The following is a 26,053-nucleotide window of genomic DNA, read 5'->3' on the forward strand; positions in this document are numbered from 1 at the left end:
CAGTGCCGCGACGGGCCCCCTACCCTGGGGCGGGGTTCCGCTTCGCTTCGCCGCCTCTGCTCGTCACCGAGCGGCGGACGCAGAGCCGCGGCTCCCGCCCCTGAACCCAAGAAAGGTGCCGACCGGCGTGGCCGACCGTCTCATCGTCCGTGGCGCTCGCGAGCACAATCTCAAGAACGTCTCGCTCGACCTTCCCCGTGACTCCCTCATCGTCTTCACGGGTCTCTCCGGGTCGGGCAAGTCCTCGCTCGCCTTCGACACGATCTTCGCCGAGGGGCAGCGGCGTTACGTCGAGTCGCTGTCCTCCTACGCCCGGCAGTTCCTCGGGCAGATGGACAAGCCCGATGTGGACTTCATCGAGGGCCTGTCCCCGGCGGTCTCGATCGATCAGAAGTCGACCTCGCGCAACCCGCGCTCGACGGTCGGCACGATCACCGAGGTCTACGACTACCTCCGCCTGCTCTTCGCCCGCATCGGCAAGCCGCACTGTCCCGAGTGCGGGCGGCCGATCGCCCGGCAGTCGCCGCAGGCCATCGTCGACAAGGTGCTGGAGCTGCCCGAGGGCAGCCGCTTCCAGGTGCTCTCCCCCCTGGTGCGCGAGCGCAAGGGCGAGTTCGTCGACCTCTTCGCCGACCTCCAGACCAAGGGCTACAGCCGGGCCCGGGTCGACGGCGAGACCATCCAGCTCTCCGAGCCCCCGAAGCTCAAGAAGCAGGAGAAGCACACCATCGAGGTGGTCGTCGACCGCCTCACGGTCAAGGAGACCGCCAAGCGCCGGCTGACCGACTCCGTCGAGACCGCCCTCGGGCTCTCCGGCGGCATGGTCATCCTCGACTTCGTCGACCTGGAGCCGGACGACCCGCAGCGCGAGCGGATGTACTCGGAGCATCTGTACTGCGCCTACGACGACCTGTCCTTCGAGGAGCTGGAGCCCCGCTCCTTCTCCTTCAACTCGCCCTTCGGCGCCTGCCCGGACTGCACCGGCATCGGCACGCGCATGGAGGTCGACCCCGAGCTGATCGTCCCCGACGAGGACCGCTCCCTCGACGAGGGCGCCCTCCACCCCTGGTCCGGCGGCCACACCAAGGACTACTTCGGCCGCCTGATCGGCGCGCTGGCCGACGCCCTCGGATTCCGTACGGACATCCCGTGGGCGGGGCTGCCGGCCCGCGCCAAGAAGGCCCTGCTGTACGGGCACAAGACCCAGATCGAGGTCCGCTACCGCAACCGCTACGGCCGTCAGCGGGCGTACACCACCCCCTTCGAAGGCGCCGTGCCGTTCGTCAAGCGGCGGCACTCCGAGGCGGAGAGCGACAGCAGCCGCGAGCGCTTCGAGGGCTACATGCGCGAGGTGCCCTGCCCGACCTGTGAGGGCACGCGGCTGAAGCCGATCGTCCTCGCCGTCACGGTCCAGGAGAGGTCGATCGCCGAGGTCGCGGCCATGTCGATCAGCGACTGCGCCGACTTCCTGCGGGAGATGAAGCTCGACGCCCGCGAGAAGAAGATCGCCGAGCGGGTCCTCAAGGAGGTCAACGAGCGACTGAAGTTCCTGGTCGACGTCGGTCTGGACTACCTCTCGCTGAACCGCGCGGCGGGCACCCTCTCCGGCGGCGAGGCCCAGCGCATCCGCCTGGCCACCCAGATCGGCTCGGGCCTGGTGGGCGTGCTCTACGTCCTCGACGAGCCGTCGATCGGCCTGCACCAGCGCGACAACCACCGGCTGATCGAAACCCTGGTGCGGCTGCGCGACATGGGCAACACCCTGATCGTGGTGGAGCACGACGAGGACACCATCAAGGTGGCCGACTGGGTCGTCGACATCGGCCCGGGCGCCGGCGAGCACGGCGGCAAGGTCGTGCACAGCGGCCCGATGAAGCAGCTGCTGACCAACAAGGAGTCGATCACCGGTCAGTACCTCGCCGGCAAGAAGGCCATCGCGACGCCGGACATCCGCCGGCCCGCCGACGCCAAGCGGCAGCTGACGGTGCACGGCGCGAAGGAGAACAACCTCCGCGACATCGACGTCTCCTTCCCGCTCGGGGTGTTCACCGCCGTCACCGGCGTCTCCGGGTCCGGCAAGTCGACGCTGGTCAACGACATCCTCTACACCCACCTCGCGCGCGAGCTGAACGGCGCGAAGTCGGTGCCGGGCCGGCACACCCGGGTCGCGGGCGACGATCTGGTGGACAAGGTCGTGCACGTCGACCAGTCGCCGATCGGCCGTACCCCGCGCTCCAACCCGGCCACGTACACCGGGGTCTTCGACCACGTCCGCAAGCTCTTCGCGGAGACGATGGAGGCCAAGGTCCGCGGCTACCTGCCGGGACGCTTCTCCTTCAACGTCAAGGGTGGCCGCTGCGAGAACTGCTCCGGCGACGGCACCATCAAGATCGAGATGAACTTCCTGCCGGACGTGTATGTGCCGTGCGAGGTGTGCCACGGCGCGCGCTACAACCGCGAGACGCTGGAGGTCCACTACAAGGGCAAGTCCATCGCCGAGGTGCTGGACATGCCCATCGAGGAGGCGCTGAGCTTCTTCGAGGCGGTGCCGACCATCGCCCGGCACCTCAGGACGCTCCACGAGGTCGGCCTCGGCTACGTCCGCCTCGGGCAGTCCGCGCCGACGCTCTCCGGCGGCGAGGCCCAGCGCGTCAAGCTCGCCAGCGAACTGCAGAAGCGCTCGACGGGCAGCACCGTCTACGTCCTCGACGAGCCGACCACCGGTCTGCACTTCGACGACATCAGCAAGCTCATCAACGTGCTGTCCGGGCTGGTCGACAAGGGCAACACGGTGATCGTCATCGAGCACAACCTCGATGTGATCAAGACCGCTGACTGGGTCATCGACATGGGCCCCGAGGGCGGCAACGGCGGCGGTCTGGTCATCGCCGAGGGCTCCCCGGAGGACATCGCGTCGGTCCCGGCGAGCCACACCGGCAAGTTCCTGCGGGAGATCCTCGGCGACCGGGTCAGCGACGCCGCGACGGTGGCGGGGGCGGGCGGCAACCCCGGCCCGGCGAAGAAGGCCGCCAAGAGGACCACGACGACGGCAGCCAAGAAGACGCCGGCGACGACGACCGCGGCCAAGAAAACCGCGGCGAAGAAGACCGCGGCCAAGAAGACGACGGCGAAGTCCCGGCGGGCCACGTCCTGACGATGCCGGCGTAGCCGCACACGGCGGGCCGTCACCCTCCCCACCACGGGAGCGGTGACGGCCCGCCGCCGTCGGTACGCCCCTGGCCCCGCGGCTCCTACGCCCCGGGGCCCCGCCGGCGCCGCCGCGTCACGCCGCCAGTTCCGCCGCGAACGGCGGCTCCGCACCCGCGCGCGAGCAGGTGACGGCCGCCGCGCGGGCGGCGAAGCGGAGGATGTCCCGCCAGTCGTCCGCGCCGAGGGCGGCGACCGCGGCGTACGAGAGGGCGCCATGGGCGTCCAGGCGGTGCAGCAGCGCGGCATTGACGGTGTCACCGGCGCCGATCGTGTCGACGACCGTGACCGGCTCGCCCGGCACCGTCACCTCCCCGCCGTCCCGCGTCAGCACCGTCAGCCCGTCACCGCCACGGGTCAGCACGAGCGCCGCCGGTCCCGCGGCCAGCCACTCCCGGGCCGCCGCGACGACCGCGTCCGGAAGCCCGCCGCCGGCACCGCCCGCGGGGACCCCGGAACCGCCGGCGGCCCCGTCCGGGCCGCCCGCCGGCCCGGCAGGCGCCCCCGCCAGCCACAGCGCGTCCTCCTCCGACAGCTTCAGCAGCCCCAGATCCGGCAGCCAGGAGCGGAAGCGCGCCCGGTAGGCGTCCGCGTCCGGGATCAGGCCGGGCCGGATGTTCGGGTCGAGGGCGGTGAAGACTCCGCGCCGGGCCTCCCGGCGCAGCAGCGCCTCGTAGGCGCTCGCGCCCGGTTCCAGGACGAGCGAGCAGGTGCCCAGCGAGAGCGCCCGCACCCCCTCCGGCAGCGCCGGCGGCACCGCGAACAGCCGGTCGGCGGTGCCCTCGGCGTAGAAGCCGTAGCCCGCCGAGCCGTCCGGGCTGATGTCCGCCACCGCGAGGGTGGTCGGCTCACCGCCGCGCTGCACCAGCGAGGTGTCCACCCCGCCGCCGCGCAGCCCGTCGAGCAGCGCCTCGCCGAAGCTGTCGGTCGAGATCCGGGAGCAGAAGGTGGTGGGCGAGCCCAGCCGCCCCAGCGCGAGGGCGGTGTTGTACGGCCCGCCGCCGCGCCGCGGCAGCAGCGCGGGCAGCGGATCGCCCGGGGCGGACGGCTGCGGGCTGGGGACGAGGTCGATCAGCGCCTCGCCGGCGACGACGATCACGGGGTGCGGTTCCTTTCCTGGGCGGCCGGGGGAGCGGCCGGGGCGGGTTCGGCGCAGCCGCACGACGTACGGTGCACGAAGGCACAGGGGAGGCGGACGGTGCGCGGCGGGCGGTCCGGCTCCTGGAGGCGTTCCAGCAGCAGCCGTACCGCCGCCGCCCCGATGTCCTTGCTGGGCTGGGCGATCGCGGTCAGCCGGGGCGTGAAGAGATCGGCCCAGGAGAAGTCGTCGAAGCAGGCCAGCGCGATGTCCCGGGGCACCTGCAGGCCGAGTGCGCCGAGCGCCCGGAGCGCGCCGATGGTCATCGCGTTGTTGGCGGTGATGAGGGCGGTGGGCGGCTCCGGCGCGGCCAGCAGATGGCGGGTGGCGTCCTGGGCGCCCTCCGCCTCGGAGTTGCCGCCGGCCAGGAGTTCCGGCGCGAAGGGCAGGCCGCGGGCGCGCAGCCCGTCGCGGTAGCCCTGGACGCGCTCGGTGGTGGTGCTCAGCCCGGGCAGCCCTGCCACCAGGCCGATCCGGGTGTGCCCCAAGTCCGCCAGGTGCTCGACCAGTTGGCGCACCGGACCGGTGTTCTCGGCGCACACCTGGTCGTACGCATCGCCCACCAGCCGGTCCAGGAAGACGGTGGGCACCTCGCGCCGGGCCAGGTAGTCGACCATCTCGGCGGGCTCCGCGGACGGCGCGACGATCATGCCGTCCACCCGCCGCTCGTGCAGCAGCTGGACGACCTTGCGCTCGTGGTGCGGATCGTCGTGCGGGTCGGCGATCAGCAGGCTGTACCCGGCCTCCAGCGCACCGGCCTCGACGCCCTGGAGGATCTCGGTGAAGTACGGGTTGCTGATCGCGGAGACCGCCAGGCCGATGGAGCGGGTGCGGGAGGTGACCAGCGAGCGGGCCAGGGTGTTGTGGGTGTAGCCCAGCTCCTCGATGGCGCCGAGCACCGCGGCCCGGGTGTCCGGGCGCACCGGCCGGGTCTCGTTCAGTACGTGCGAGACCGTGGCGACGGAGACCCCCGCCCGCCGCGCCACATCCACCATCGTCGTCATCCGGCTCTTCCTCCCCGCGCGCGGCGCCACGGCGGCGCCCACGGCCGTGCCCGGCACGGCCTCGTCCCGCGAGTCCACCACACTACGAGCATCCGACCGCAAACGTAAACGCTTGCGTAAGCGTTTACGTCCTGGCGGCTTTTCTGTAAGGTCCCCGGCATCGCACCAGCACGACGTCGTGAGGAGGCGCCGATGCGCGCTCTCGTGGTCACCGCACCGGGCAATCCGGGGAGCACCGCGGTCACCGAACTGCCCGACCCCCGCCCGGAACCCGATGAGGTGGTCGTGCGGGTCACGTCCTGCGGGCTGTGCGGCACCGATATGCACCTCCTCGGCGGCGAACTGCCCGCCGCGGCCTACCCGTTGGTCCCCGGGCACGAGCTGACCGGCGAGATCGTGGCCGTCGGCGCGGCGGTCACCGGCCGGGCGGTCGGCGAGCGGGTCGCGGTCGACCCCAACATGCCGTGCGGCGCCTGCCACTACTGCCGGATCGGCCGCGGCAACCTCTGCGAGGACTACGCCGCGATCGGCGTCACCCGCGCCGGCGGCTTCGCCGAACTGGTCGCCGTACCGGAACGCTGCTGCTACGTCCTGCCCGACGGCCTCTCGGAAGCCGCGGCCGGGCTCGTCGAGCCGCTCTCCTGCGCGGTGCACGGCCTGAACCGGCTGCCGCGCCGCCCCGGCGAGCACTATCTGATCTACGGCGCCGGCACCATGGGGCTGATGATGGCCGCGCTCGTACGGACCGCGGGCGCCGCCTCGGTCAGCGTCGTGGACCTCAACGAGGACCGGCTGGCGTTCGCCCGTACCTTCGGCGTGGACGCCGCCGCGACCGGCGCCGACCAGCTCCGCCGGACGCCCGGCTTCGAGGTCGTGATCGACGCGACCGGGGCCGTCGCGGCCATCGAGGACGGCCTGGGACGGGTGCGCCGCGGCGGCACCTTCCTCCAGTTCGGCGTCGCCGACCCGGCCCGTTCGGCGTCCTTCTCCCCGTACCGCGTCTACCACCACGAGATCGACATCATCGGCTCGATGGCGGTGCACAACAGCTTCCAGCCGGCCATCGACCTGCTCGCCGCCGGCCTCGGCGGATTCGCCGTCGACTCACTGGTCAGCGACGTCTACGGGCTGGACGGCTTCGACGAGGCGGTGGCCCGCTTCCGGGCCGGCACCGGCCGCAAGATCCACATCGCCCCGCAGAAGGGCTGAACGACCGTGCCCGCACGCTTCAAGAACGCGCTGATCTGGGTCTTCGGTGCCCTCGGCGGCATCCTGTGGGGCTATGACACCGGGGTCATCTCCGGCGCCATGCTCTTCATCAAGAACGACATCGCCCTCACCCCGCTGCTGGAAGGTCTGGTCGTTTCGGGCCTCCTGGTGGGGGCCATGCTCGGCGCCGGCCTGTCGGGGCGGCTGAGCGATTCCTGGGGCCGGCGCCGGCTGATCCTCGCGGCCTCCGGGGTCTTCATCCTGGGCACCCTCGGCGCCGCCCTCGCCACCGGGGCGGCCGCGCTGATCGGCTTCCGGTTCGTCCTCGGCATCGGCGTCGGCATCGCCTCCGTCGTCGTCCCGCTCTACCTCACCGAACTCGCGCCCGCGCACGTCCGCGGCGGGCTGACCTCGCTGATGCAACTCCTGGTCACCGTCGGCATCTTCGTCGCCTACGTCACCGACTACCTGCTGGCCGGCGCCGGGGCGTGGCGCTGGATGATCGGCCTGGGCACCGTCCCCGCGGCGGTCCTCGCGCTGGGCATCCTCACCCAGCCGGAGAGCCCGCGCTGGCTGGTGGGCAGGGGCCGCAGCGCCGAGGCCCGCACGGTGCTGACCCGGCTGCGCGGCGACGCCGGGGCGGCGGGGCAGGAGCTGGCCGAGATCGAGCGGACCGAGCGCGCGGAACGGGAGCAGAGCGAGCCGCTGACCCTGCGCCGCCTGCTGTCGCCGCGGCTGCGGCCGGTGTTCGTGGCCGGCATGCTGCTGGTCCTCTTCCAGAACTTCGTCGGCATCAACACGATCATCTACTACGCCCCGACCCTGCTCACCGACATCGGGTTCGGCTCCGACGGCGCCATCCTCGCCAACGTCGGCATCGGCCTGCTCAACATGCTGATGACGCTGCCCGCGATGCGGCTGATCGACCGCAGGGGGCGCAAACCGCTGCTGCTCCTCGGGGCGCTGGGGATGTGCGCGGCGATGGTGCTGCTGGCCGTGACCAACCTCTCCGGGCTCGGCTACGGCGCGCTGCTCTCCGCCCTCACCCTGCTCGGCATCGCGCTGTACATCGGCTCCTTCGCGATCTCCTGGGGACCGGTGCAGTGGGTGATGCTGCCCGAGCTGTTCCCGATGCGGATCCGGGCCGCCGCGGTGAGCCTGTGCGTGCTGTTCAACTGGCTGTTCAACATGGTCGTGGCGCTGCTCTTCCCGTCCCTGCTGCACGCCTGGGGCGCCGGGGCCAACTTCCTGATCTTCGCCGGAACGACCCTGCTGGCGTTCTGCTTCGTCCACAAGCTGCTGCCGGAGACCAAGGGCCGCAGCCTGGAGGAGATCGAACAGGACCTGCTGCACGGTGGCCCGGCCCGGTCGGAATCGGCCCGCTCCGCCCCGGTATCGTCGGGGGCCGAAGCCGTCTGACCCCGTCGCCCTGGAGCAGCCATGAGCAAGTCCCCCGCCCGCCGGACCGTGCTGCGGGGGGCCGCGCTCGCGGGTGCCGCCGGCTTCGGGCTGGCGGCCTGCTCGCCGGGGGACGCGGACGGGAACGACTCGGGGGTGCCCGACAAGCCGGTCGAGCTGGGGGCCGCCGCCGACGTCCCGGTGGGCGGCGCCAGGCTCTACCGCGAGGACCGGCTGGTCGTCTCGCAGCCCACCAAGGGCAAGTACAAGTGCTTCAGCGCCAAGTGCACCCACGCCGGCTGCATCCTGTCCGACGTCGAGAAGAAGGAAGGCAGCTGCCCCTGCCACGGCAGCCGCTTCGACGTCACGACCGGCAAGGTCGTCCAGGGCCCGGCCGCCGAGCCGCTGCCCGAGGTCCCGGTCCGGGCCGAGGGCGGCAAGCTGATCGCCGGCTGAGGCGGCCGGCCGCCCGGGCCCGGCGCCCCGCTGTCACCCCCAGTCCCAGCCGATCCCCAGGATGCCCGGCCGTACGCCCTGCTCCACGAGGTGGACCGCGTGGTGCCGGCCGCTGAGCGTCAGCTCCTGCTGGGCGCTGCGCGGGGCGCCCGCCGACGCCTGGGCGAAGCGGCGGCAGCGCACCGGCAGCGCCGCCTCGTCGAAGCGCACCTGCAGGACGTACTGGCCGCCGGCGAAGCTGAAGCCGCGCAGGTACTCGGCGCTGGGGCCGCCGCTGCCGTCCTCGAAGGCGTAGCCGAAGACATGGGTCTCACCGGCCCGCAGCCGGGTGTCGAAGAGCAGCTCGGCGACCACCACCCCGGCCTCGGCGTCGCCGCGGACCCGGCCCAGGCGGCAGTTCTCCCCGGTCCGCACCCGTACCCGCGACGGATCGCAGCCCGTCTCGCCCCGGTGGATGGCGACGTAGCGGTCCACGCCGTCCCGGTGCGCGCGGACCACCTGCAGCGACTCCCGCTCGGCGAGCCGGCGGGCGGGGCCGATGCGTACCCGCTCGTGGTGGCCCACGGTGTGCAGCCCGCCGTCCGCGGGGATCTCCAGCTCGGTGAAGAGCCGCTGCAGCGTGCCGGCCGGCGCCACCAGCGAACGGTACGAGCGGGCGGCCGGGCGCTCGGCCTCCGGGCGTCCGCCCTCGGGGACCAGCAGCCGGTGCAGCGAGTGCGCGGGCAGGTCGAGCACCTCCTCCAGGGCACGCACCGCCCGCAGCGACTCCGGGCGCTGCGGGCGCCGGGCCCCCTGCTGCCAGTAGCTCAGGCTGGTCACCCCGATGGTGATGCCGCGCTGGGCGAGCTTGTGCTGGACGCGGGTGAGCGCGAGTCCGCGGGCGGTGAGCGCCGAGCGCAGCGCGAGGTGGAAGGGGCCGGTCCGCAGCAGCTGCGCCAGCTCGGCGGCCTGGGGAGCGTTCTGTGCCATTGCCTCGTTCCTCCGGCGCGCCGGTGAACGTTCACAACCGGATCGCACGCCGCGCACTCTGCCTGCCTGTTCACTGCAGTACGCCGGGCACCGGCCGTTCACATCCGGGCCCGTTCGTACACACCCCCATGTCATTCCGCATTGAAGCGTGTTGACCTGCCTGCGACAACACCCGATGCTCCTTCGCAAGCATCCGGATGCGCTCCTCTCACCCCTCACCCCCCAGTCGGGAGGAACGCCATGCTCCGTGCACTCCCCGCACGCCGTTCACGCCGCAGATGGTTCGCGGCCGCGGCGCTCACCGTCGGCGTACTGACCATGCTCCCGGGGACGGCCGCCGCCGCGGCCGGGCCCCCGGCGCACGCCCCCGCGCACACCGCGCCCGCCCTGCGCACCGCCAACCGCCTCGACATCGCCATGCAGGCCCAGGAGCAGACCAACTGGTGCTGGGCCGGCTCCGGCAACACCATCGCGGCCTGGTACGGCAGGAACTACAGTCAGAACCAGTTCTGCAACGCCGCGTTCAACCGCGCGCAGGGCACCACCTGCCCCAACGACCAGGCCACCCTGGGCAATGTGCAGAACGCCTTCAACTGGATGGGCATCAGCCCGGGCTCCTACGTGACGGGATGGCTGCGCTACTCCACCGTCCAGACCGAGATCAACGCCAACCGTCCCATCGAGACCCGCATCCAGTGGGCCTCCGGCGGCGGCCACATGCACGTCGTCTACGGCTACGACACCGACCGCAACTGGGTCTACTGGGGCGACCCCTGGGCGTCCAACTACCGCTACAACTGGGGTGACTTCGGCTACTACGTGAACGGCAGCTCCTTCTCCTGGACGCACTCCCTCTACCGGATAGGAGCCTGAACCATGACGAAGCGCACCGCAGTCCGCGCCGTCACCACCGGGGCGCTGGCCACCGTCCTGCTCGGCCTCGCGCCGCACGCCGCGCTCGCCGCACCGGTGCCCGCGCCCCAGGCCCCCGGACGGGCCGGCGTCGCCGCGGCCCGCGCGGCGGCCACCGACCCGGCGACCCTGGGCACCCTCGCCCGGTTCTTCGCCGCCGAACGGAAGCGCGGCGGCGGCGCGGCGGCCGCACCCGGCACCGCACCCGCCGCGCCGCACATCGAGGGCGGCACCGTCCCCGTCTACGCCCTCTCACCGGACTTCGTCCGCGGCCGGACCGCGGCCCCCGTCGCCCGTCTGGAGTTCCTCGCCAGCAAGGCGGTGGCCGCCGACGGCCGCACCGCCTCGGTGTGGACGGCACGCCGGGGCGGCACCTGGAAGGTCGTCAACATCGCGAGCGGCGACGACGAGACCCGCTACGCGGCGGCCGGGGCGGCCCGGGACGCGTCCGGCACGGTCTTCCACGAGCCCCAGATCGACGCCTGGTACCTCCAGCGCGGGGACCGCGTCGAACCGCTGGACGCCGACGCCCGCAAGGCCGTCGGCGCCCACGGCACCACCGTCGACGCCTACCGGAAGCGGGTGGCGAAGGCGTACGGGGACAAGCTGCCCGGCTCCGCGTACGACAAGCGGGGCGAGGCCGGCGGCTACGGGCCCGGTAGCAACGCCGGGGGCGGTAACGGGCCCGCCCCTGCCGCCGGGGCGCCGGCCGCCCGGCAGCCGGCCGAGGCGAGTGCCGTGACGGACGCCGTGACGGGCGGCGGCCTGCCGGTGACCGCCGCCACCACGGTGGCGGCCGCCGCCGCCCTGCTCGCCCTCGGCCTGTCCGCCGCGGCGGCCCTGCGGAGGCGCCGCGGCGGCCGCTGACGCGGAGCCACCGGGGCGGGCGAGGAGCCGCGGGCCGAGGCCGATCCCTCCGCCGGGCCGCTTTTCCCCGCCCCGGATCGCGTCCCCCCGCCCCCTCCCCCTCTCCCCCTTCGGGGGAGGGGGCGGGGGTGGGGTTCGGGGGTGGGGGGAGGAGCCCTCCGCACGCCTCGGCAACGGTCCGGAAACCGTGATTGTCGGTGGCGGTCAGTAGGGTGGTGTGCATGGCAGACCCCAGCAGCTACCGACCCAAGCCGGGACAGATCCCCGACTCGCCGGGGGTCTATAAGTTCCGCGACGAACACGGCCGCGTCATCTACGTGGGCAAGGCCAAGAGCCTGCGCCAGCGCCTGGCCAACTACTTCCAGGACCTGGCCGGTCTCCACCCGCGTACCCGCACGATGGTCACCACCGCCGCCTCCGTGGAGTGGACCGTCGTCACCACCGAGGTCGAGGCGCTCCAGCTCGAATACAGCTGGATCAAGGAGTTCGACCCCCGCTTCAACGTCAAGTACCGCGACGACAAGAGCTATCCGTACCTCGCGGTGACCCTCAACGAAGAGTTCCCGCGCGTCCAGGTCATGCGCGGCGCCAAGAAGAAGGGCGTGCGCTACTTCGGCCCGTACGCGCACGCCTGGGCCATCCGCGAGACCGTCGACCTGATGCTCCGCGTCTTCCCCGTACGCACCTGCTCCGCCGGCGTGTTCAAGCGTTCCGCCCAGATCGGCCGCCCCTGTCTGCTCGGCTACATCGGCAAGTGCTCCGCGCCCTGCGTCGGCCGGATCCCCGCCGAGGAGCACCGCGAACTGGCCGAGGAGTTCTGCGACTTCATGGCCGGCCGCACCGGCGCCTACCTCCGCCGCCTGGAGCGCCGCATGCAGGAGGCCGCCGAGGAGATGGAGTACGAGCGCGCCGCCCGGCTGCGGGACGACATAGGCGCGCTCAAGCGGGCGATGGAGAAGAGCGCCGTGGTGCTGGCCGACGCCACCGACGCCGACCTGATCGCGGTCGCCGAGGACGAGCTCGAAGCCGCCGTCCAGATCTTCCACGTCCGCGGCGGCCGGGTGCGCGGCCAGCGCGGCTGGGTCACCGACAAGGTCGAGGCCGTCACCACCGCTGGCCTCGTCGAACACGCCCTCCAGCAGCTGTACGGCGAGGAGCAGGGGGACGCCGTCCCCAAGGAGGTCCTGGTCCCGGCGCTGCCCGAGCCCGTCGAGCCGGTCGCCCAGTGGCTCTCCCAGCGCCGCGGCTCCCAGGTCTCGCTGCGCATACCGCAGCGCGGCGACAAGAAGGACCTGATGGCCACGGTCGGCCGCAACGCCCAGCAGGCGCTGGCGCTGCACAAGACCAAGCGGGCCTCCGACCTGACCACCCGCTCCCGCGCCCTGGAGGAGATCGCCGAGGCCCTCGGTCTGGACTCGGTCCCGCTGCGCATCGAGTGCTTCGACATCTCCCACCTCCAGGGCGAGGACGTGGTCGCCTCGATGGTGGTGTTCGAGGACGGGCTCGTCCGGAAGAGCGAATACCGCCGCTTCCAGATCAAGGGCTTCGAGGGCCAGGACGATGTCCGGTCCATGCACGAGGTCATCGGCCGCCGCTTCAAGCGCTATCTCCAGGAGAAGCAGAAGTCGGGGGAGTGGACGGAGGAGCCCGACGGCGCAACCGCCGCCCCCGTGGACGGTGTGGTCACCGCCTCCGGGGAGCCGGACCCGGCCGACGGCCGCCCCGTCGACGACGACGGCCGCCCCAAGCGGTTCGCCTACCCTCCCCAGCTCGTGGTCGTCGACGGCGGCGCTCCCCAGGTCGCGGCCGCCCGCCGGGCCCTGGACGAGCTCGGCATCGACGACGTCGCGGTGTGCGGCCTGGCCAAGCGCCTCGAAGAGGTCTGGCTGCCCGGGGAGGACGACCCGGTCGTGCTGCCCCGCAGCAGCGAGGGGCTCTACCTCCTCCAGCGGGTCCGCGACGAGGCGCACCGCTTCGCGATCACCTACCAGCGCAACAAGCGCAGCAAGCGGCTGAAGTCCTCGCCGCTCGACGCCGTACCGGGCCTGGGCGACACCCGCCGCCAGGCACTCCTCAAGCACTTCGGCTCGTTGAAGAAGCTGCGCGCCGCGACGGTCGACGAGATCTGCGCGGTCCCCGGCGTGGGCCGCAAGACCGCCGAGACGGTCGCCGCGGCGCTGGCCGGGGCGGCGCCGTCCGCTCCTGCGGTGAACACCGCCACAGGAGAGATCATTGAGGATGACGGGGCCCCACCGGCCGCGTTGTCGGCAGAACGGGGGCAGGAACGATGAGTACAGAGCGCGAACCGCAGGAAACCGAGAGAGACGGTGCACAGGTGAGTACGGGCACGATGCGCGAGTCCGACCAGGGAGAGAGCGCCGCGATCCCGGAGCTGGTGATCATCTCCGGGATGTCCGGCGCCGGCCGCAGCACGGCAGCGAAGTGCCTGGAGGACCTCGGCTGGTTCGTCGTCGACAACATCCCGCCCGAGCTGATCGCCCCGATGGTTGAGCTGGGCGCCCGCTCGCAGGGCAACGTCGCCCGCATCGCGGTCGTCGTCGACGTCCGCGGCCGCCGCTTCTTCGCCAACCTCAAGGAGTCGCTGGCCACCCTCGACGCGCAGAACGTCAAGCGCCGCATCGTCTTCCTGGAGTCCTCCGACGAGGCCCTGGTGCGCCGCTTCGAGTCGGTGCGCCGCCCGCACCCCCTCCAGGGCGACGGCCGGATCGTCGACGGCATCGCCGCCGAGCGCGATCTGCTGCGCGAGCTGCGCGGCGACGCCGACCTGGTCATCGACACCTCCAGCCTCAACGTCCACGAGCTGCGCGCCAAGATGGACGCCCAGTTCGCCGGCGAGGAGGTCCCCGAGCTGCGCGCCACCGTCATGTCCTTCGGCTTCAAGTACGGCCTGCCGGTCGACGCCGACATGGTCATCGACTGCCGCTTCATTCCCAACCCGCACTGGGTCCCCGAGCTGCGCCCCTTCACCGGCCTGAACGACGAGGTCTCCACCTACGTCTTCAGCCAGCCCGGCTCCAAGGAGTTCCTCGACGGCTACGCCGAGCTGCTGCGGATCGTCGCGGAGGGCTACCGCCGTGAGGGCAAGCGCTATGTGACCATCGCCGTGGGCTGCACGGGCGGCAAGCACCGCAGTGTCGCGATGTCCGAGAAGCTCGCCCGCCGCCTGGTCTCCGAAGGGGTGGAAACGGTCGTCGTCCACCGGGACATGGGGCGCGAGTGACCGGCCGTACCCCGCGGCTCCGCCGGGTCCGCAGATTCGTTCCCAGCGTCCGCACGACGAAGGGCGCCACGCCCAAGGTGGTGGCGCTCGGCGGCGGCATGGGCCTGTCCGCCTCGCTCGCCGCGCTGCGCCGCATCACCGGCGACCTGACGGCCGTCGTCACGGTCGCCGACGACGGCGGCTCCAGCGGCCGGCTCCGCGACGAGCTGGGCGTGCTGCCGCCCGGCGATCTCCGTAAGGCGCTGGCCGCGCTGTGCGGCGACGACGACTGGGGCCAGACCTGGTCCCGGGTGATCCAGCACAGGTTCCAGAGCGAGGGCGAGCTGCACGACCACGCGGTCGGCAACCTGCTGATCGTCGCCCTGTGGGAGCAGCTCGGTGACCACGTCAAGGCGCTCGACCTGGTCGGCAAGCTGCTCGGCGCGCACGGCCGGGTGCTGCCGATGTCGGCGGTGCCCCTGGAGCTCCAGGCGCAGGTCAGGGGCCATGACCCGGAGCGTCCCGACGACATCTCCACGGTCCGCGGCCAGGCCACCGTCGCGCTCACCCGCGGCGAGGTGCAGTCCGTGCACGTCGTCCCGGAGGAGCCGCCGGCCGTTCCGGAGGCGGTCGCCGCGGTGCGGGACGCCGACTGGGTGGTGCTCGGCCCCGGCTCGTGGTTCTCGTCGGTGATCCCGCATCTGCTGGTGCCCGAGCTGCGCGAGGCGCTGGAGGAGACCAAGGCCCGGAAGGTCCTCTCCCTCAACCTCGCGCCGCAACCCGGCGAAACCGATGGCTTCTCCCCGCAGCGTCATTTGGAGGTTTTGGCCCGACACGCCCCTAAACTCGCCTTCGACGTGGTGCTGGCCGACAGGGCCGCCGTGCCCGACACCGAAGGTCTGACGGTTGCCGCCAAGCAACTCGTCGGCAGCGAGGTCGAGCTGGCGGCAGTCGCGGCACAAGGAGACGACGCCCGGTCGAGTGCCGGGGGAGCCCCCGACCGGCACGACCCGGAGCTGCTGGCAGCCGCGTACGACCGTATTTTTCGGATGCATGGAAGGATCGGCCCATGGCGATGACGGCTGCGGTGAAGGATGAGATCTCCCGGCTCCCCGTCACCCGGACCTGCTGCCGGAAGTCGGAGGTCTCGTCGATCCTGCGGTTCGCGGGAGGTCTGCACCTGGTCAGCGGACGCATTGTGATCGAGGCGGAGCTGGACACGGGCATCGCGGCCCGCCGGCTGCGCAAGGACATCCTGGAGATCTTCGGCCACAGCTCCGACCTGGTGGTGATGGCCCCCGGCGGCCTGCGGCGCGGCAGCCGCTACGTCGTACGGGTGGTGGCCGGCGGCGACCAGCTCGCCCGGCAGACCGGCCTGGTCGACGGCCGCGGCCGCCCCATCCGCGGCCTGCCCCCGCAGGTGGTCTCCGGTGCGACCTGCGACGCCGAAGCGGCGTGGCGCGGCGCGTTCCTGGCCCACGGCTCGCTCACCGAGCCCGGCCGCTCCTCCTCGCTGGAGGTCACCTGCCCCGGCCCCGAGGCGGCGCTCGCGCTGGTCGGCGCGGCGCGCCGGCTCGGCATCGGCGCCAAGGCCCGCGAGGTGCGCGGCGTGGACCGCGTCGTCGTCCGTGACGGTGACGCGATCGGCGCGCTGCTGACGCGGCTCGGCGCCCACGAGTCGGTGCTCGCCTGGGAGGAGCGGCGGATGCGCCGCGAGGTCCGGGCCACCGCCAACCGGCTGGCCAACTTCGACGACGCCAACCTCCGCCGCTCGGCACGCGCCGCGGTCGCCGCGGGTGCCCGGGTCCAGCGGGCCCTGGAGATCCTCGGCGAGGAGGTCCCCGAGCACCTCGCGGCGGCCGGCCGGCTGCGCATGGAGCACAAGCAGGCGTCGCTGGAGGAGCTGGGCGCGCTCGCCGACCCGCCGCTGACCAAGGACGCCGTCGCCGGCCGGATCCGCCGCCTGCTGGCGATGGCCGACAAGCGCGCCCAGGACCTGGGCATTCCCGGTACGGAGTCCAACCTCACCGAGGAGCTCGCCGAGGGCATGGTCGGCTGACCGCACCCTCCTCATCCGTCCTTCCCGCCCCCGGTGCCGCGCGCGCACCGGGGGCGGTCGCGCACGGCCGGACGCCGGGCCGAAAGCGCTCATCTGAGAAGCATCGAGCGCGTTTTGTCAATGTCACGTACGTCTCGTATAGGGGGTAGGGTCGGAGGCGGTCGGGGACATCCCATACAGCTCGCCGGTAACTGCGCCGGCGTACCAACGAGGAGATCGGTTCGTGACGATCCGCGTAGGCATCAACGGATTCGGCCGCATTGGTCGCAACTACTTCCGCGCGCTCCTGGAGCAGGGTGCGGACATCGAGATCGTCGGTGTCAACGACCTGACCGACAACGCCACCCTGGTCCACCTGCTGAAGTACGACACCATTCTGGGTCGCCTCAAGCAGGACGTCAGCCACACCGACGACACCATCACGGTCGGCAACCAGACCTTCAAGACGATGGCGGAGCGCGACCCGGCGAACCTCCCCTGGGGCGAGCTCGGCGCCGACATCGTCGTCGAGTCGACCGGCATCTTCACCAAGCGCGAGGACGCCGCGAAGCACCTCGCCGCCGGCGCCAAGAAGGTCCTGATCTCCGCGCCCGCCAAGGACGAGGACATCACGATCGTGATGGGCGTCAACAACGACAAGTACGACGCCGCCAAGCACCACGTCATCTCCAACGCCTCCTGCACCACCAACTGTGTGGCGCCGATGGCGAAGGTCCTCGACGAGAACTTCGGCATCGTCAAGGGCCTGATGACCACGGTCCACGCGTACACCAACGACCAGCGCATCCTGGACTTCCCGCACAAGGACCTGCGCCGCGCCCGTGCCGCCGCGGAGAACATCATCCCGACCTCGACGGGTGCCGCCAAGGCCACCGCCCTGGTCCTCCCGCAGCTGAAGGGCAAGCTGGACGGCATCGCCATGCGCGTGCCCGTCCCCACCGGCTCGGTCACCGACCTGGTCCTGGAGCTCGACCGCGAGGTCAGCAAGGACGAGATCAACGCCGCCTTCCAGAAGGCCGCCGAGGGCCAGCTCAAGGGCATCCTGGAGTACACCGAGGACCCGATCGTCTCCTCGGACATCGTCAACTGGCCGGCCTCCTGCACCTTCGACTCCTCCCTGACGATGGCGCAGGGCAAGCAGGTCAAGGTCGTCGGCTGGTACGACAACGAGTGGGGCTACTCCAACCGCCTGGTGGACCTGACCACCTTCGTCGGCGGCCAGCTCTGATATCTCTGCCTGGTACCCGAGGCACCGAGATGTGAGGACGGGGCTCGTACGGCGCGAGGAAGCGCCGTACGGGCCCCGTGCCACGACCGAACCAAGCGACGGAGTCACTTCCTCATGAAGACGATCGACGACCTTCAGGTAGCAGGGCGGCGGGTCTTTGTCCGCGCCGATCTGAACGTGCCGCTGGACGGCACCACCATCACCGACGACGGCCGGATCCGCGCCGTCGCCCCGACGATCGCCAAGCTCGTCGAGCGCGGCGCCAAGGTGATCGTCGCCTCCCACCTGGGCCGTCCCAAGGGCGCCCCGGACCCGGCGTTCTCGCTGGCCCCCGCGGCGCGGCGGCTGGGCGAAATCCTGGGCCAGGACGTGGCGTTCGCGACCGACACGGTCGGTGAGTCCGCCCGGTCGGTGACCGCGGGCCTCGCCGACGGCCAGGTGGCGGTGCTGGAGAACCTCCGCTTCAACGCGGGCGAGACCAGCAAGGACGACGCCGAGCGGGGCGCCTTCGCCGACCAGCTCGCCGCCCTCGCGGAGCTGTACGTGGGGGACGGCTTCGGCGCCGTGCACCGCAAGCACGCCTCCGTCTACGACCTGCCCCGGCGCCTTCCGCACGCCGCCGGCGACCTGATCGCCACCGAGGTCGGCGTCCTGAAGAAGCTCACCGAGGACGTCAAGCGCCCCTACGTGGTCGCGCTCGGCGGCGCCAAGGTCTCCGACAAGCTCGCCGTCATCGACCAGCTGATCGAGAAGGCCGACCGCATCCTGGTCGGCGGCGGCATGGCGTACACCTTCCTCAAGGCCAAGGGCCACGAGGTGGGCATCTCGCTGCTCCAGGAGGACCAGGTGCCCGCCTGCCTGGAATACCTGGCGCGCGCCGAGAAGCGCGGTGTGGAGTTCGTGCTCCCCGTCGACGTACTGGTTTCGGCCGAGTTCCCCGACCTGAAGACCAAGGCCCCGGCCCACCCCGACATCGTCGCCGCGGACGCCATCCCGGCCGACAAGGAGGGCCTGGACATCGGCCCGAAGACCCGCGAGCTGTACGCCGCGAAGCTGGCCGACGCGGGCACGGTGTTCTGGAACGGCCCGATGGGCGTCTTCGAGCACCCCGACTACGCCGGCGGCACCAAGGCCGTCGCGCAGGCCCTGCTGGACTCGGACGCCTTCACCGTCGTCGGCGGCGGGGACAGTGCCGCCGCGGTCCGGCTGCTCGGCTTCGACGAGAATGCTTTCGGCCACATCTCGACCGGTGGTGGCGCCAGCCTCGAATACCTCGAGGGCAAGACGCTCCCCGGCCTCGCCGCACTGGAGGACTGAAACACCGTGACTGCTCTCAGCAACGGCCGCACCCCGCTGATGGCGGGCAACTGGAAGATGAACCTCAACCACCTCGAGGCCATCGCGCACGTCCAGAAGCTCGCCTTCGCCCTCGCCGACAAGGACTTCGACGCCGTCGAGGTCGCGGTGCTGCCGCCCTTCACCGACCTGCGCTCGGTGCAGACCCTGGTCGACGGCGACAAGCTCAAGATCAAGTACGGTGCCCAGGACCTCTCCGCGCACGACGCCGGGGCCTACACCGGTGAGATCTCCGGCGCCATGCTCGCCAAGCTGAAGTGCACGTTCGTGGCCGTCGGCCACAGCGAGCGCCGCCAGTACCACGGCGAGGACGAAGAGGTCTGCAACGCCAAGGTCAAGGCAGCCTTCAAGCACGGCCTCACGCCGATCCTGTGCGTCGGTGAGGGCCTGGACGTCCGCAAGGCGGGCAACCAGGTCGCACACACCCTCGCCCAGGTCGACGGCGGCCTCAAGGACGTCCCGGCGGAGCAGGCCGAGACGATCGTGATCGCCTACGAGCCGGTCTGGGCCATCGGTACCGGCGAGGTCGCCACCCCCGAGGACGCGCAGGAGGTCTGCGGTGCGATCCGCGGGCGCCTCGCCGAGCTCTACAGCCAGGATCTGGCCGACAAGGTCCGCATCCAGTACGGCGGCTCGGTCAAGTCCGGCAACGTCGCCGCGATCATGGCGCAGCCGGACGTCGACGGCGCGCTGATCGGCGGCGCGGCGCTGGACGCGGACGAGTTTGTGAAGATCGTCCGTTTCCGCGACCAGTAGCAGCTATGACGAGGGCGAGCCCTCGTCGTACCCTGTCGGGGCCGGGACCGGTGCAGCAGCGCCGTCCCCGGCCCCGCACCATTTGTTCATATGTCTTGACCCATACGTCCGTCCGTCAGTCCTAGAGAGTTGGTCCAGCCGTGGTCATCGGGTTCTCGATCGCCCTCATCGTCTTCAGCCTGCTGCTGATGATGCTGGTGCTCATGCACAAGGGGAAGGGCGGCGGCCTCTCCGACATGTTCGGCGGCGGTATGCAGTCCTCGGTCGGTGGCTCCTCGGTCGCCGAGCGCAACCTGGACCGCATCACCATCGTGATCGGTCTGCTGTGGTTCGCCTGCATCGTCGTCCTCGGCGTCCTGATGAAGCTCGGCAGCTGACATACCGTCGGAGGCGCGGCCTATCATGAGGGCGGCGTCCTTGGACGGGTAACTCCGGTCAGTGGACGCGCGTTGGGCCTTACGTAGACTGTGGCGTTCCGCAGCGCCAGTTGCTGTGAAGGCTTTGCAGCACCATTACGCAGGGAGTTACGACCGTGGCAAGTGGCAACGCGATCCGAGGAAGTCGGGTCGGGGCGGGGCCGATGGGGGAGGCCGAGCGCGGCGAGTCCGCGCCGCGCATCCGCATCTCCTTCTGGTGCTCCAACGGGCACGAGACGCAGCCCAGCTTCGCCGGCGATGCGCAGGTTCCGGACACCTGGGACTGCCCGCGCTGTGGTTTCCCGGCCGGCAAGGACCGGGACAGCCCGCCGGACCCGCCGCGCACCGAGCCGTACAAGACCCACCTCGCCTACGTCCGGGAGCGCCGCAGCGACGCCGACGGTGAGGCGATCCTCGCGGAGGCGCTCGCCAAGCTCCGCGGTGAGATCTGACGGACCTGTGGACACACCGGCCGGCCCGGCCGGAGGGAGACACCCCTCCGGCCGGGCCGGCCGGTTTTCCGCCTCCGGGCGCCGCCCCGCGGGCCGTTCGCGTACAGGGACGGAAGGCGGGCCGACACCTGCTCTTCGGATGCCCGACAGCGCGTCGCCCGACAGCGGACAGCTACCTTCCCCCACTCTCGGCTTCGCTCGAGTGGGAGATGCCCCCACCGCCCGCTGATCAATTAGGTTGGGAGTCGGCGGGGCCGGTACGAGATGAAGAAGGCTGATGTCCGAGATGAACGCAGAAGGCCGCAGCAGGCTTGACCAGATGCCTGAGTGGACGGCACTGGGCAAGCACCGGGAGCAGATGGGGGAGGTGCGTCTGCGCGAGCTGTTCGAGCAGGACCCGGGGCGTGCCGAGCGCTACACCCTCCAGGTCGGCGATCTGCACCTGGACTACTCCAAGCACCTGGTCACCGACGAGACGCTGCGGCTGCTGGGCGACCTGGCCGCGGCGACGGACGTGACCGGGCTGCGGGACGCGATGTTCCGCGGCGACAAGATCAACAACACCGAGCAGCGGTCGGTGCTGCACACCGCACTGCGCGCGCCCGGCTCGGCGGTCATCGCGAGCGACGGCGAGAACGTCGTCCCCGCGGTGCAGGCCGTCCTGACGAAGATGAGCATCTTCTCCGACCGGGTCCGCTCCGGCGACTGGAAGGGCCACACCGGCAAGCGCATCAAGACGGTCGTCAACATCGGCATCGGCGGCTCGGACCTGGGCCCGGCGATGGCGTACGAGGCGCTGCGCGCCTACAGCCACCGGGACATGCAGTTCCGCTTCGTCTCCAACGTCGACGGCGCCGATCTGCACGAGGCGGTGCGCGATCTGGACCCCGCCGAGACGCTGTTCATCGTCGCCTCGAAGACCTTCACCACCATCGAGACCATCACCAACGCCACCTCCGCCCGCGACTGGCTGCTCGCCGGTCTGGGGGCCGCCGGCTCGGGCGGTGCCGGGAGCGCGGGAGAGGCCGTCGCCAAGCACTTCGTGGCGCTGTCGACCAACGCCGAGAAGGTGGCGGAGTTCGGCATCAACCCGGACAACATGTTCGAGTTCTGGGACTGGGTCGGCGGTCGCTACTCCTACGACTCCGCGATCGGCCTGTCACTGATGATCGCGATCGGCCACGAGCAGTTCCGCGAGATGCTGGCCGGCTTCCACCTCGTCGACGAGCACTTCCGGACCGCGCCGCCGCACGAGAACGCCCCGCTGCTGATGGGCCTGCTCGGCATCTGGTACGGCAACTTCTGGGACGCCCAGTCGCACGCGGTGCTGCCCTACAGCCACTACCTGTCCAAGTTCACCGCGTACCTCCAGCAGCTGGACATGGAGTCCAACGGCAAGTCGGTCGACCGCGACGGCAACCCGGTCCACTGGCAGACCGGCCCCGTCGTCTGGGGCACGCCCGGCACCAACGGCCAGCACGCCTACTACCAGCTGCTCCACCAGGGCACGAAGATGATCCCGGCCGACTTCGTCGGGTTCGCCCGGCCGGTCCCCGACCTGCGGCCGGGCCTGGTCCCCCAGCACGACCTGCTGATGGCCAACTTCTTCGCGCAGAGCCAGGCACTGGCCTTCGGCAAGACGCCGGAGGAGGTGCGCGCCGAGGGGGTGGCCGAGGAACTCGTGCCGCACAAGACCTTCCGCGGGAACCACCCCACGACCACGATCCTGGCCTCGGAGCTCAGCCCGTCCGTGCTGGGCCAGTTGGTCGCGCTCTACGAGCACAAGGTGTTCGTCCAGGGCGCGGTGTGGAACATCGACTCCTTCGACCAGTGGGGCGTGGAGCTGGGCAAGGTCCTGGCCAAGAGGATCGAACCGGCCCTGACCGAGGGCGCCGAGGTGCCCGGACTGGACCCCTCGACGGCCGGCCTGGTCGGCAAGTACCGGGCGCTGCGCGGGCGTTGATCCCCGGCGCCCCGGTGCGTCCCGCAACGCCGCGCGGCCCCGCCCTCCTTCGGGAGGGCGGGGCCGCGCGGGTGAGGGCGGGTCAGGCCGAGGCCGGCGGGTAGAGCCCGCGCGGCAGCTGGGCCGCCGCCGCCTCGTCCAGGAGCCACAGGGTCCGGCCGCGGCCCCGGGCGCCGGCCGCCGGGGCCTGCACCTCGCCGGCGCCGGAGAGCGCGATGGCCACCGCGTTGGCCTTGTCCTCGCCGGCCGCCAGCAGCCACACCTGCCGTGCCGCGCGGATCGCGGGCAGGGTCAGCGAGATGCGGGTGGGCGGCGGCTTCGGTGCGCCGTGCACGCCCACCACCGTCCGCTCCGTCTCGTAGACGGCGGGCAGCTCCGGGAAGAGCGAGGCCACATGGGTGTCCGGGCCGACGCCCAGCAGCAGGACGTCGAAGGACGGGACGGCGGCGTGGTCCTCGGGGCCGGCCGCCGCGGCGAGTTCGAGGGCGTACGCCTCGGCCGCCGCGTCCGCGTCGTTCCCGAACCGGCCGCCGGCCGGCTCCATCGGGTGCACCCGCGCCGGATCCAGCGGCACGCTGTCCAGCAGCGCCTCGCGCGCCTGCGTGTAGTTGCGGTCCGGGTGCCCGTCGGGCAGGAACCGCTCGTCCCCCCACCACAGGTCGAGCCGGGACCAGTCCACCGCGTCCCGGGCGGGCGCCTCGGCGAGGGCCGCGAGCAGCCCGTTGCCGTTGCGCCCGCCGGTGAGGACGACGGAGGCGGCACCGCGGGCGGCCTGGGCGTCCACGATCTTCGTGATCAGCCGGGCCGCCGCCGCCTTGGCCATCAGCTCCTTGTCGCGGTGGACGACGACCTGCGGAGCACTCACTTCGCGGCCGCCTTCTTGGCGGGCTTGGCGCCCGCCTTCTTCGCCGCGGGCTTGTCCTGCGCGTCTCCGGAGGCACCCGGGTCGCCGTCCGTCGCCGGTTCCCGGTCGGGGGACGGCTCCCCGGCGGTGCGCAGCCGGTCCACGCCGTACTTCAGCGCCGCGGCGTAGATGTCGTCCGGGTCGAGCCTGCGGAGCTCCTCGGCGAGCAGCTCCGCGGTGTCCCGGCGCTTGAGCGCCACCGCACGGTCCGGCTGGTTGGGCATGCAGAGCGTGGCCAGGGTGGCTTCCGGGCGGTCCAGCACTATCGTGCCGCTGTCGGACTCCAGCCGGGCGGCGGTCAGGCCGGGGCCGGCCGACACCTTGCGGGTGACCGGGATGTCCAGCCGGCTGCCCAGCCACATGCCGAGCAGCTCGCAGCTGGGGTTGAACTCCTCGCCCTCGACCTCGGCCGAGGCCACCGTGCACGGCGCCTGGTCGAGCGCCGCAGCCAGCATCGAACGCCACGGCGTGATGCGCGCCCACGCCAGGTCGGTGTCGCCCGGCGTGTAGGTTTCCGCGCGGGCGAGCAGTTCCTGGATGGGGTCCTCGGCGGCGTAGGCGTCGGTGACCCGGCGCTGGGCCAGCGCGCCGAGCGGGTCCTTGGCCGGGTTCAGCGGGGCGTTGACCGGCCACCAGACCACGACCGGGGCGTCCGGCAGCAGCAGCGGCAGCACCACGGACTGGGCGTGGTCGATGACCTCGCCGTACAGCCGCAGCAGCACCGTCTCGCCGGTGCCGGCCTCCGTGCCGACCCGCACCTCGGCGTCCAGGCGGGCCTTGGCGCGGTCGCGCGGCGACCGGCTGACCCGCTTGATGACGACGAGGGTGCGCGAGGGGTGCTCACGGGACGCCTCGTTGGCCGCCTTCAGGGCGTCATAGGCGTTCTCCTCGTCGGTGACGATGACGAGGGTGAGCACCATGCCGCTGGTGGGGGTGCCGACGGCCCGGCGGCCCTCCACGAGCGCCTTGTTGATCTTGCTGGAGGTGGTTTCCGTCAGATCGATTTTCATGGCCGACGCCAGCTCCGTCCGTCTCGTGCGAGCATTTCGTCCGCCTCGGCCGGGCCCCAGGTGCCCGCCGGGTACTGCGCGGGCTTGCCGTGCTTGTCCCAGTACTCCTCGATCGGGTCGAGGATCTTCCAGGACAGCTCGACCTCCTCCACCCGCGGGAAGAGGTTGGCGTCACCCAGCAGGACGTCGAGGATCAGCCGCTCGTACGCCTCGGGGCTGGACTCCGTGAAGGACTCGCCGTACGCGAAGTCCATCGAGACGTCCCGGACCTCCATCGAGGTGCCGGGCACCTTCGAGCCGAAGCGCACGGTCACGCCCTCGTCCGGCTGCACCCGGATGACCAGGGCGTTCTGCCCCAGCTCCTCGGTGGCGGTGCGGTCGAAGGGGGAGTGCGGGGCGCGCTGGAAGATCACCGCGATCTCGGTGACCCGGCGGCCCAGCCGCTTGCCGGTGCGCAGGTAGAAGGGGACACCCGCCCAGCGGCGGTTGTCGATCGACAGCTTGATCGCCGCGTAGGTGTCGGTCGTCGACTTGGGGTTGATGCCCTCTTCCTCGAGGTAGCCGACGGCCTTCTCACCGCCCTGCCAGCCGCCCGTGTACTGCGCGCGGACCGTCTCCTTGCCGAGGTCCTTGGGCAGCCGGACGGCGCCCAGCACCTTGGTCTTCTCGGCGACCAGGGAGTGCGCCTCGAAGGAGGCGGGCTCCTCCATCGTGGTCAGCGCGAGCAGCTGGAGGAGGTGGTTCTGGATGACGTCACGGGCGGCGCCGATGCCGTCGTAGTAGCCGGCCCGGCCGCCGATGCCGATGTCCTCGGCCATCGTGATCTGGACGTGGTCGACGTAGCTGCGGTTCCACAGCGGCTCGAACATCGTGTTGGCGAACCGCAGCGCCAGGATGTTCTGGACCGTCTCCTTGCCCAGGTAGTGGTCGATCCGGAAGACCTCGTTGGGCGGGAAGACCTCGTGGACGATCCGGTTGAGCTCCTGCGCGCTCTCCAGGTTGTGTCCGAACGGCTTCTCGATGACCGCGCGGCGCCAGGAGCCCTCCTGCTGGTCGGCCAGCCCGTGCTTCTTGAGCTGCTGGACGACGGTGGGGAAGAACTTCGGCGGCACGGACAGGTAGAAGGCGAAGTTGCCGCCGGTGCCCTGTGCCTTGTCGAGCTCGTTGATGGTGCTCTTGAGCCGCTCGAAGGCGTCGTCGTCGTCGAAGGTGCCCTGCACGAAGCGGCAGCCCTGGACCAGCTGCTGCCAGACCTCTTCGCGGAACGGCGTACGGGAGTGCTGTTTGACCGCCTCGTACACCTCCTGCGCGAAGTCCTCGTGCTCCCACTCGCGACGGGCGAAGCCGACGAGGGAGAAACCCGGCGGGAGCAGTCCGCGGTTGGCCAGGTCGTAGACGGCGGGCATCAGCTTTTTACGGGACAAATCGCCCGTGACACCGAAGATGACCAGGCCCGACGGCCCCGCGATGCGCGGGAGCCGTCGGTCTGCGGGGTCACGAAGCGGATTCGCTCCATGAACAGCGGTCAA

General features: G+C 71.6%; 22 protein-coding genes. 16 read left to right on the top strand and 6 right to left on the bottom strand.

Translation table 11 applies throughout. The features are described from left to right. Positions 1-127 precede the first annotated feature (127 nt). Positions 128-3,154: an excinuclease ABC subunit UvrA gene (gene uvrA, locus SL103_RS09490; RefSeq protein WP_069573567.1), complete on the top strand. Its 3,027-nt coding sequence runs from the start codon at positions 128-130 to the stop codon at positions 3,152-3,154. 129 nt (positions 3,155-3,283) lie between these two features. On the opposite strand, the gene SL103_RS09495 is transcribed toward uvrA, so the two are convergent. Next, entirely contained in the window at positions 3,284-4,306 is a 1,023-nt protein-coding gene (locus SL103_RS09495; protein ID WP_069568291.1) for a carbohydrate kinase family protein, read from the bottom strand. After that, positions 4,303-5,349: a LacI family DNA-binding transcriptional regulator gene (locus SL103_RS09500; RefSeq protein WP_069573568.1), complete on the bottom strand. Its 1,047-nt coding sequence runs from the start codon at positions 5,347-5,349 to the stop codon at positions 4,303-4,305. Before SL103_RS09500 ends, SL103_RS09495 begins: the two co-directional genes overlap by 4 nt. Before the next feature lie 192 nt (positions 5,350-5,541). Here SL103_RS09500 and SL103_RS09505 point away from each other — a divergent pair, with 192 nt between their 5' ends. The 3 genes from SL103_RS09505 to SL103_RS09515 are packed head-to-tail and all read left to right on the top strand — an operon-like array spanning position 5,542 to position 8,412. Further along, positions 5,542-6,558 (top strand): zinc-dependent alcohol dehydrogenase family protein, encoded by a 1,017-nt coding sequence (locus SL103_RS09505; RefSeq protein ID WP_069568292.1) that lies wholly within the window; start codon positions 5,542-5,544, stop codon positions 6,556-6,558. Between the two features lie 6 nt (positions 6,559-6,564). Next, a complete protein-coding gene (locus SL103_RS09510; protein WP_069568293.1) occupies positions 6,565-7,977 on the top strand; it encodes a sugar porter family MFS transporter in 1,413 nt (470 codons plus the stop codon). Positions 7,978-7,998: 21 nt separating this feature from the next. Then, a complete protein-coding gene (locus SL103_RS09515; protein WP_069568294.1) occupies positions 7,999-8,412 on the top strand; it encodes a Rieske (2Fe-2S) protein in 414 nt (137 codons plus the stop codon). 33 nt (positions 8,413-8,445) lie between these two features. On the opposite strand, the gene SL103_RS09520 is transcribed toward SL103_RS09515, so the two are convergent. Further along, complete coding sequence (locus SL103_RS09520; protein WP_069568295.1) at positions 8,446-9,381, bottom strand: hypothetical protein; 936 nt, start codon at positions 9,379-9,381, stop codon at positions 8,446-8,448. A gap of 240 nt (positions 9,382-9,621) precedes the next feature. On the opposite strand from SL103_RS09520, the gene SL103_RS09525 reads away from it, so the two are divergent. The 12 genes from SL103_RS09525 (at position 9,622) to pgi (ending at position 22,610) form a co-directional block, all read left to right on the top strand. After that, positions 9,622-10,254: a papain-like cysteine protease family protein gene (locus tag SL103_RS09525; RefSeq protein ID WP_069568296.1), complete on the top strand. Its 633-nt coding sequence runs from the start codon at positions 9,622-9,624 to the stop codon at positions 10,252-10,254. Between the two features lie 3 nt (positions 10,255-10,257). Beyond that, a complete protein-coding gene (locus tag SL103_RS09530; protein ID WP_069568297.1) occupies positions 10,258-11,160 on the top strand; it encodes a hypothetical protein in 903 nt (300 codons plus the stop codon). Between the two features lie 221 nt (positions 11,161-11,381). Next, positions 11,382-13,451 carry an excinuclease ABC subunit UvrC gene (gene uvrC / locus SL103_RS09535; protein ID WP_069573570.1) on the top strand — a complete coding sequence of 690 codons (2,070 nt, stop codon included), beginning with the start codon at positions 11,382-11,384 and terminating at the stop codon, positions 13,449-13,451. After that, entirely contained in the window at positions 13,448-14,401 is a 954-nt protein-coding gene (gene rapZ, locus SL103_RS09540; protein WP_079145657.1) for an RNase adapter RapZ, read from the top strand. The genes uvrC and rapZ overlap by 4 nt, the downstream gene beginning before the upstream one ends. Next, positions 14,398-15,459: a gluconeogenesis factor YvcK family protein gene (locus tag SL103_RS09545; RefSeq protein WP_069568299.1), complete on the top strand. Its 1,062-nt coding sequence runs from the start codon at positions 14,398-14,400 to the stop codon at positions 15,457-15,459. The genes rapZ and SL103_RS09545 overlap by 4 nt, the downstream gene beginning before the upstream one ends. Continuing rightward, positions 15,450-16,439, top strand: a complete 990-nt coding sequence (gene whiA, locus SL103_RS09550; protein ID WP_018091880.1) for a DNA-binding protein WhiA — start codon at positions 15,450-15,452, stop codon at positions 16,437-16,439. The genes SL103_RS09545 and whiA overlap by 10 nt, the downstream gene beginning before the upstream one ends. Positions 16,440-16,662: 223 nt before the next feature. Then, positions 16,663-17,667, top strand: a complete 1,005-nt coding sequence (gap, locus tag SL103_RS09555; protein ID WP_069568300.1) for a type I glyceraldehyde-3-phosphate dehydrogenase — start codon at positions 16,663-16,665, stop codon at positions 17,665-17,667. A 114-nt stretch (positions 17,668-17,781) separates the two neighbouring features. Beyond that, a complete protein-coding gene (locus SL103_RS09560; RefSeq protein ID WP_069568301.1) occupies positions 17,782-18,984 on the top strand; it encodes a phosphoglycerate kinase in 1,203 nt (400 codons plus the stop codon). A gap of 39 nt (positions 18,985-19,023) precedes the next feature. Next, positions 19,024-19,779, top strand: coding sequence for a triose-phosphate isomerase (gene tpiA, locus SL103_RS09565; protein WP_069573571.1), 756 nt, complete (start codon positions 19,024-19,026; stop codon positions 19,777-19,779). A gap of 140 nt (positions 19,780-19,919) precedes the next feature. Next, entirely contained in the window at positions 19,920-20,156 is a 237-nt protein-coding gene (secG, locus tag SL103_RS09570) for a preprotein translocase subunit SecG (protein WP_030411885.1), read from the top strand. Positions 20,157-20,311: 155 nt separating this feature from the next. Next, positions 20,312-20,647, top strand: a complete 336-nt coding sequence (locus SL103_RS09575) for an RNA polymerase-binding protein RbpA (protein WP_016578660.1) — start codon at positions 20,312-20,314, stop codon at positions 20,645-20,647. Between the two features lie 286 nt (positions 20,648-20,933). Further along, positions 20,934-22,610, top strand: a complete 1,677-nt coding sequence (gene pgi / locus SL103_RS09580) for a glucose-6-phosphate isomerase (RefSeq protein ID WP_069573572.1) — start codon at positions 20,934-20,936, stop codon at positions 22,608-22,610. Between the two features lie 82 nt (positions 22,611-22,692). On the opposite strand, the gene pgl is transcribed toward pgi, so the two are convergent. Genes pgl through zwf form a run of 3 tightly spaced genes read right to left on the bottom strand, consistent with a single transcriptional unit; the run spans position 22,693 to position 26,053 of the window. Continuing rightward, positions 22,693-23,475 carry a 6-phosphogluconolactonase gene (pgl, locus tag SL103_RS09585; RefSeq protein WP_069568303.1) on the bottom strand — a complete coding sequence of 261 codons (783 nt, stop codon included), beginning with the start codon at positions 23,473-23,475 and terminating at the stop codon, positions 22,693-22,695. After that, on the bottom strand, positions 23,472-24,524 hold the full coding sequence (opcA, locus tag SL103_RS09590; RefSeq protein ID WP_069568304.1) for a glucose-6-phosphate dehydrogenase assembly protein OpcA: 1,053 nt from the start codon (positions 24,522-24,524) through the stop codon (positions 23,472-23,474). Before opcA ends, pgl begins: the two co-directional genes overlap by 4 nt. Then, positions 24,521-26,053 carry a glucose-6-phosphate dehydrogenase gene (gene zwf, locus SL103_RS09595; RefSeq protein WP_069568306.1) on the bottom strand — a complete coding sequence of 511 codons (1,533 nt, stop codon included), beginning with the start codon at positions 26,051-26,053 and terminating at the stop codon, positions 24,521-24,523. The genes opcA and zwf overlap by 4 nt, the downstream gene beginning before the upstream one ends.

Source organism: Streptomyces lydicus, from assembly GCF_001729485.1.
GTDB classification, from domain to species: Bacteria; Actinomycetota; Actinomycetes; order Streptomycetales; family Streptomycetaceae; genus Streptomyces; species Streptomyces lydicus_D.